General features: G+C 64.1%; 4 protein-coding genes and 2 pseudogenes. 4 read left to right on the top strand and 2 right to left on the bottom strand.

Translation table 11 applies throughout. The features are described 5' to 3' along the window. Positions 1–868 (bottom strand): annotated as a pseudogene (locus AUC71_RS00110) (ribonuclease E/G); the annotation flags it as partial. A gap of 661 nt (positions 869–1,529) precedes the next feature. Here AUC71_RS00110 and AUC71_RS00105 point away from each other — a divergent pair. From AUC71_RS00105 to prfB, 3 genes and pseudogenes are all read left to right on the top strand, one after another. Beyond that, a complete protein-coding gene (locus AUC71_RS00105) occupies positions 1,530–2,726 on the top strand; it encodes an N-acetylmuramoyl-L-alanine amidase (RefSeq protein ID WP_244500718.1) in 1,197 nt (398 codons plus the stop codon). A gap of 221 nt (positions 2,727–2,947) precedes the next feature. Beyond that, positions 2,948–5,497: pseudogene (locus AUC71_RS00095) on the top strand (penicillin-binding protein 1A). Between the two features lie 100 nt (positions 5,498–5,597). After that, positions 5,598–6,711 (top strand): peptide chain release factor 2 gene (gene prfB, locus AUC71_RS00090; protein WP_141701338.1). Its coding sequence is split into 2 segments (ribosomal slippage): positions 5,598–5,666 and positions 5,668–6,711, totalling 1,113 coding nucleotides; the frame shifts between segments, so codons are not numbered across the junction. Positions 6,712–6,755: 44 nt separating this feature from the next. Here the strand turns inward: prfB and AUC71_RS00085 are convergent. Next, a complete protein-coding gene (locus AUC71_RS00085) occupies positions 6,756–7,307 on the bottom strand; it encodes a bactofilin family protein (RefSeq protein ID WP_158007647.1) in 552 nt (183 codons plus the stop codon). 502 nt (positions 7,308–7,809) lie between these two features. Between AUC71_RS00085 and AUC71_RS00080 the strand changes: the two genes are divergently transcribed. Then, positions 7,810–8,133, top strand: a 324-nt coding sequence (locus tag AUC71_RS00080; protein ID WP_141701336.1) for a hypothetical protein, incomplete at its 3' end; no start/stop codon positions are given.

Below are 8,133 nucleotides of genomic sequence, written 5' to 3'. Positions count from 1 at the left end.
GGACGGCCGCGCCGGCGCGAGCCCGCTCGGGCACTTCTTCGAGCGCATCCTCGGAACCGACCGATTCGACGCTGTCCTCGCCGCCATCCTTGGCGGAAGCCTTGTCGCCGTTTTCACCGTTGTCTTCGTCTTCGTCGTCCTCGTCCTCATCGTCACCGTCGGACTTGGCTGCCGTCGCGCGGCTCTCTTCCGCGTCGTCCTCGTCTTCGTTGTCACCGTCGGAGGATGACTCGGCTGCCTTGCGTTCTTCTTCGTCCTCGTCGTCGCGAGGCTCGGCAGGTTCGGAGACTTCGTGGACGAGGTCGGCGGCCTCGAGAGCGACGTCCGGGGAATCGTCGTCATCCTCGTCCCGCGGCGTCGTATCGATTTCGTCCTCTTCGTCGAACTCGAACTTCGCGATGGGCAGGGCTTCGACACCGGACTCGGGTTCGGGCGCCTCCGCCTCTCTGTCTTTTTGCTGGGCCTCTCGCCGGGGCTCGCCACGGCCGCGGCCACGGCCACGGCGGGGACGCCGCCGGCGTCCGCCGCCCGATGCCGCCTCGTCGTCTTCGGCAGCTTCCTCGGCCGAGGCCCGGCTGTGCTCCGCAGCCTCTTCCTCGAGCAGCGCTTGCCGGTCTGCGACCGGGATCTGGTAATAATCGGGGTGGATTTCAGTAAAAGCTAAGAAGCCGTGCCGGTTTCCGCCGTAATCGACAAATGCCGCCTGAAGCGACGGTTCGACCCGGGTGACTTTGGCGAGGTAGATATTGCCTCTGAGCTGCTTCTTATTCGCGGACTCGTAATCAAATTCCTCGACACGATTTCCTTTGACGACGACAACCCGGGTCTCCTCCGGATGCGCCGCATCGATCAGCATTTTGCTTGCCATTTTGTGTTTTCTCCGGCGCGCGGGCCGGGGCGGGCGGCGGCAAAAGCCGTCGCGCCGGGCGTGAGCCTGGGGCCTGCGCGCGCCAATGACTATTGGACCATGAGTCTGTGCGACGACCCGTTTCGGGCCCGTATTCCGGGTCCTTGGGCTCGGCCATCTGCGGCCGCCAAGCCACAGGCATCAGAAAAGCCCGGAGATTTCCGTGGCTTGGCTGATAGCCCTGACTCTGCATCGCGATTTCCTAAACTGCCGCGAATGAAAGCCGCGGCCTATCGTCTACCTGGGCGGCCGTCATACGGGGCCGCCGCCTTCCTGCGTCCGGGCCGAAATTCCAAGGGCCCGACGCGCCAAAACAAGATTCCGCCCGTCTCGCCGTTTGGCGTCCAAGGGCCGGAGACTCAGAGAGATTTTGAGTCTGTCCCTTATTACGGGTTTGCCGGGAGATTTGGCAAGTGCTCAGGGTGCCGCCGCCAAAGGGTCACAACGGTCGCTTAACCAAGCGTGGTTAACAATGGCTCCAGACCAGGCCCGATTTGGCGCATCGTTACGCTAAGAAACCTCCTGGTAACGCGCCTGCGAAGAAGAAGACTTTGCGTTGTAGTTGAAGCGAGTAGGGGACGATGCGAGTTCTGCGTGCCTTGGTTGCCGCCGCGCCATATTGGTGTGCGGTCCTCGCGCTCGTTGCGCCCGCGCTTTTTGCCGCGCCCGCGCAAGCGGACCCGAAGGCACGGTCGCCAAGGACGCCCGTCTTGCCGGCGACCGCGAGCGCACCCGCTTCATCGCTGACCTTTCCAAGAAAGTGGACGTGCACGTCTTCGCGCTCGGCAATCCCTACCGGGTCATCGTCGACGCGGCCGATGTCAATTTCCAGATGCCGCAAGGCATCGGCAAGGAGCAGCGCGGACTCGTCTCCGCCTTTCGCTACGGCCTGTTCGGCCCCGGCAAATCGCGCATCGTGCTCGACGTGAGCGGTCCCTTTCTGATCGACCGCTCCTTCGTGCTCGAGCCGCGCGACGATCAGCCGGCGCGCCTTGTCATCGACCTCGTGCCCACCGACGAGAAGACCTTCCTCGCCAAGTTGCAGGAGGAGAAGAAGCTGCGCGCGGAGAACACGCCGCAGCCGCTGCCCGAGGCCCCGGCACATCCCGTGGACGCGAAACCGATCGTGGTGCTCGATCCCGGTCATGGTGGCGTGGATCCCGGTGCGAGCAGCGCCAACGGCGTGAACGAGAAGGTTGTGGTTCTCGAATTCTCCAAGCGGCTGAAGGAAAAGCTTCTCGCCACGGGGCGATACGAGGTGTTCATGACCCGTGACGACGACACCTTCCTGCCGCTCAAGGAGCGCGTCGCCTTCGCCCAGAAGAAGGGGGCCGGGCTGTTCCTCTCGATCCACGCCGATTACTTCCCGACCAAGATCGACGACGCCCGCGGCGCCACCGTCTATACGTTGTCGGAGCAGGCGAGTGACTCCGAAGCGCGCGCGCTCGCCGCCAAGGAAAACTTCTCCGACGCCATCGCCGGCGTGGAACTGCCGGAGGATTCCGACGAGGTGGTGACCAACATCCTCATCGATCTCGCCCAGCGCGAGACCAAGAACCGCTCGGTGGTGTTCGCCCGGTCGATCGTGGGCGAGCTTGCCGCCAAGGGGACGCTGCACACCAAGCGCCTCCGCTCGGCCGGCTTCCGCGTGTTGAAGGCGCCAGACGTGCCCTCGGTGCTGCTCGAGCTCGGCTTCCTGTCGAATCCCGACGACGAGAAGCAGCTGACCTCCGAGGCCTGGCGGGACCGCATGGCCGATTCGGTGACGGCCGCCATCGACGGCTACTTCACCAGGCGCATCGCCCGCGTTCCCTTCTGATTTTAACTATAGCGGGACCTGGCCCCCCAAGAAGTCCTAGATTCCGGACGACTCTTGCGTTTTGTTGCCATATTCTTGGTTAGGGTGAGTTCGGGTGCCCCGCGAGGCTGACAGGCGGGGTCGGGACGGTAGAAAACCATGGATATTACGACACCGGTCAAGCGCCGGAGCAACGGCGGCGCCGCAAACGCGGCGGCTTCTTCCTGCGCTTTCTCGGCTTCATGTTTGCCGCCAGCATGATTCTCGTCATCGCCGTGGCGGGCGCGGCCGCCTTTGTGCTGTGGAAGGTTTCGCAGGAACTCCCCGACTACGAGGTGCTCGCCAAGTACGAGCCTCCGGTGATGACGCGCATCCACGCCAATGACGGCCGGCTCATCGCCGAGTATGCGCGGCAGCGGCGCATTTACGTGCCGATCACCGCTGTCCCCAAGCGCGTCACCGAGGCCTTCATCTCGGCCGAGGACAAGAATTTCTATCAGCACGGCGGCCTGGACATTCAAGGCATCCTTCGCGCCGTGGTGACCAATATGAGCGCGGTGCAATCCGGCGGCCGCATGGTCGGCGCCTCGACGATTACCCAGCAGGTGGCCAAGAACTTCCTGCTCACGAACGATCAGAATATCGAGCGGAAGTTGAAGGAAGCGATCCTCGCCATCCGCATCGAGCGCGCCTTCACCAAGGAGCAGATTCTCGAGCTTTATCTGAACGAGATCTATCTCGGTGCGGGCGCTATGGCGTGGCCGCCGCGGCGCAGACCTATTGGAACAAGGCGCTGAACGAACTGACCTTGGCGGAGGCAGCCTATCTGGCCACCCTGCCGAGCGCCGAGCAACTACGATGCCTTCAAGCACACCGAGCGCGCCATCGCGCGGCGCAACTGGGTGATCGACCGTATCGTCGAGAACGGCTTCGCCACACATGACGAGGGCGAGGAAGCCAAGGCTCAGCCGCTTGGCGTGCTGGCGCGGACCTACGGTCCCAAGATCCATGCCTCGGAATATTTCGCCGAGGAAGTGCGCCGCAAGATCATCGACGATTTCGGCGAGGATAAGCTCTATGGGGGCGGGCTGTCGGTCCGCACCACGCTCGATCCTCGGATGCAGGCGATCGCCCGCAAAGCGCTGGTCAAGGGTCTGACCGACTATGACCGGACCCATGCCGGCTGGCGCGGCGTAGAGAAGACCATCGACCCCGCCGGCGATTGGGGCAAGACGCTTGCCGGCGTTCCGGTGTGGAGCGACATCGAGCCGTGGAAGCTCGCCGTCGTGCTCGAAGTTTCGAACGACCAGGCCAAGGTCGGCATCCGTCCGGGCCGCGACAAGGAAGGCAAGTTGGTCGCCGAGCGCGAAACCGGCATCATTCCCGCCGCGGAAGTGAAATGGACCCGCAAGACCGTCACGCAGGCCCTCAAGCCCGGTGACGTGGTCTATGTCGCTCCCCTCGAACCGAAGACCGACAAGGACGGCAATCCCGCGCCCGAAGAGACCGTCGCCGGGAAGTGGTCGCTCCAGCAGGTCCCGAAGGTCAGCGGCGCCATCACGGCGATGGACCCGCATACGGGCCGCGTGCTCGCCATTATCGGCGGCTTCAGCTTCCATCAGAGCCAGTTCGACCGCGCCACGCAGGCGTTGCGCCAGCCCGGCTCCTCTTTCAAGCCCATCATCTATCTGACGGCGATCGACAATGGCTACACGCCGTCCAGCATCATCGTCGATGGACAGATTTGCGTTAGCCAGGGCCGCGGCATGCCGCCTTGGTGTCCGAAGAACTATTCAGGCGGCGGCGCCGGACCTTCGACGCTGCGCTACGGCATCGAGAAGTCGCGCAACCTGATGACGGTCCGTCTGTCGCGCGATATCGGCATGCCCGTCATCGCCGAATATGCCCGGCGCTTCGGTGTCTACGACAACTTGATGCCTGCACTGTCCATGTCGCTCGGCGCTGGCGAGACCACGCTGCTGCGCATGGTCAACGCCTATGGGATGATCGCCAATGGCGGTAAGAAGGTCGAGGCCACCTTCATCGACCGCATTCAGGACCGCTATGGCCGCACCGTGTGGCGGCATGACAAGCGCGATTGCAGCGGATGCGACGCGCGCGAATGGGATCGCCAGGCCGAGCCGGAACTCGTCGATGTCCGCGAGCAGGTGGTCGACCCGATCTCCGCATTCCAGATGGTCGGCATCATGGAAGGCGTCGTGCAGCACGGCACCGCACGCCGCTTGACGGCGCTGAATCGCCCCTTGGCCGGCAAGACCGGCACCACCAACGACTACAAGGATGCCTGGTTCATCGGCTACACGCCCGATCTCGTCGTCGGCGCGTATGTCGGGTACGACCAGCCGAAGCCGATGGGCCGCAGCGCCACGGGCGGCGGTCTGGCCGCGCCGATCGTGAAGGATTTCCTCGAGGAGGCGCTAAAAGACGTGCCGCCGGTGCCGTTCCGGGCGCCGCCCGGCGCCATGCTGGTCCGTGTCAACCACAAGACTGGTTTGCCCGCCCGCAGGGGAGACAGCGGCGTGATTATGGAAGCCTTCAAGCCGGGGCACGTCCCGGACGGCGCCGTCATCGTCGAAGGCGAAGCGCCGGAAGGCGGCGAGCAGCAGGGCGAGGCCTTTCCGGAGTATCCTGACAACGCCCAGGCAGGCGGTCCGCCGCAAGGGTTTCCGCCGCCGCAGCAATACCGGGCACCGCCGCCGGGCCAGTCAGGCTTCCAGGGGCCGCCCAGCAACGACCGGGCTTTGACATCGGGCACCGGCGGCCTCTACTAGACCTTCATTTCAATAGGACGTCTCGGGCGCCGCCGTGCCCGGGGCCATGCGTATTGACGAGCCAACACGTCAAGAACACTCAAGAACACTGAGGAAGAAAATGCGTGCCGAAACCGAGACGCTCGTGAACGAGATCAAGGAGTCCCTGTCTTTGCTACGGAGGCATCTTTGACCCCGATCAAGCGAAGGCGCGCCTGACGGAACTCGACCGCGAGGCGGAGGCGCCGGACTTTTGGAACGACTCTCAGCGCGCGCAAGGCCTCATGCGCGAACGCCAGCATCTCGAAACCGCGCTCAACGCCTTCGACCGCATCGCCCGCGAACTCGACGATAATCGCACGCTCGCCGCGCTCGGCGAGGAAGAGGGCGACGAGAGCATTATCGCTGAGGCGGACGAGGCGTTGCGCAAGCTGCGGGCGGAGGCGCACACCCGTGAAGTTGAGGCGCTGTTGTCGGGCGAAGCGGACGCCAACGACGCTTATGTGGAGATCCACGCCGGCGCCGGCGGCACCGAAAGCCAAGACTGGGCGCAAATGCTGGAGCGCATGTATATGCGCTGGGCGGAAGGCCGCGGCTACAAGGTGGAGCTGATCGGCGAGAACTACGGCGAGGAAGCCGGCATCAAATCGGCCACGGTCCTGGTCAAGGGCCTGAACGCCTATGGCTGGCTCAAGACCGAGTCTGGCGTGCACCGCCTCGTGCGTATATCGCCGTTCGATTCGAACGCCCGCCGCCACACCAGCTTCGCCTCGGTGTGGATCTATCCGGCGATCGACGACACCATCGAGATCGAGATCGACGAAAAAGACGTCCGCATCGACACATACCGGGCTTCGGGCGCGGGCGGCCAGCACGTCAACACCACCGACAGCGCCGTGCGCATGACTCACGAGCCCACCGGCATCGTCGTGCAGTGCCAGAACGAACGGTCGCAACACAAGAACCGGGCCACGGCCTGGGCCATGCTGCGCGCGCGACTTTACGAGCCGGAGCTCAAGCGCCGGGAGGAGGAGGCGCTCGCCACGGCGGCCTCAAAGTCCGAGATCGGCTGGGGTCACCAGATCCGGTCCTATGTTCTTCAGCCCTATCAGTTGGTGAAGGACCTGAGGACGGGCGTCGAAAGCACGAATCCGCCGGCCGTGCTCGACGGCGACATCGACGCGTTCATCGAGGCGGCGCTTGCCGAACGCATCAGCGCCGACGCCAAGACCTAACCCTAGCGTCAATGCAAGCGCGCGATCGGCGAAGAGCTCGTCGGCTATTCGGCGGCGTGGCTCGAGAAGGGATTCTCCGATCCCGCGCTCTTCTCCGAACGTGGGCTAACGGACTTCACATCGGCCATCGGATCATCCGAACGGCGCGACTTCCCCTCGAAATACGCACCCTGCTCGATGGCGAGGCTCTGATGGAAGATGTCGCCTTCCACATGGGACTGCGCCTGGAGCGTCACACGCAGGCCCCGGATCGAGCCCATGACCTTGCCGCGCACCACAACGTCTTCCGCGATGACAGAGCCGTTGATCTGGGACTTGTCGCCGAGCAGCAGCGAGCCGCAATGGATGTCGCCCTGAATTTCGCCGTCGACCTGAATCTCGCCCTTGGAGGCCACGTTGCCCGTGATCGTCAAGTCCTCGCCGATGATGGAGGGAACCATCTTGCTGGCGCTGGAACTGGAACTTGGGCTTGGGCCCTTGGCGTAGGTGGCCGGCCGCTCGGTGAACGGCGATGACTTCGACTCCGAGCCGCTGTTCGAACGCTCGCCACCCAATTTGGTGACAGTCTCGCCTGGCTCAGGCTTCTTCGTGAACATAACTGGGTACCTCCCCATCCAATACGAGTGACGCAGCGCGAAACGCAACTCGGCACCAGGTCCCGCGACAGGAGACAGTAAAGCTGTCCAAGTGAAATGTCGCGGCGCTTCTCGCCCGAGAGCTAATACCCAGCACCCAACTCCTGGTCGTGACAATATCGTCTCGGTTTAGCCTTGTCATGGGGGTTCTCTGGCCCGGCTCGGGGCCGCTCCGCAGGGGCCCCTGCGCACCGGCTTACGCCCTGAATCGCCTTGGTTTAGCCGATTTTGATGCCTCTTATGGCACAAGACCTTAGCCTCGCTTTGCGCGCCGTGGTAACGAGGCCCAAGGCGGGATGTTCGAGGGTGCGCCTTGGGGGGTGCCGGTACAGACCATGAGCGGATCGGGTTCGCGACGCTAAGATCGAGCGGCGGGGGCCGTGCTGCTGTCTGGCTTGTCGCTGGGTTCTCTTTCGAGGGGCACGCATCGGTGGTTGGCCAAACTGTTGGGACCTGTGACTGAATGGACGAACCGCTCGCAGGAGCCTTGGCCAAGCTGACCGCGGAGGGTGGCAAAGCCATCCGCGCCTTGCCCGTCCGTGGCCGCCAACTGGTGAAGAGCGTTCCGCAACCGGTTCAGCTTCAGCTCGCCAGACTCTCCAACCGCAGCGCCCATGTCTGCCGCGAAGTCTTCGCCGGCATTCTCGTCGTCGGCCTCATCGCCATCGTTCTCGGCTATGGACGCTTGGCGCGCGGCCCCATTTCCCTTCCGGGGTTGGTTCCGCCGATCGAGGGTGCGATCAACGAACAGCTCTCGGGCCTTCATGTGAAGATCGACGACGCCGTG

The organism is Methyloceanibacter marginalis (assembly GCF_001723295.1).
Lineage (GTDB): Bacteria > Pseudomonadota > Alphaproteobacteria > Rhizobiales > Methyloligellaceae > Methyloceanibacter > Methyloceanibacter marginalis.
This window is presented reverse-complemented; position numbering and strand designations above follow the sequence as displayed.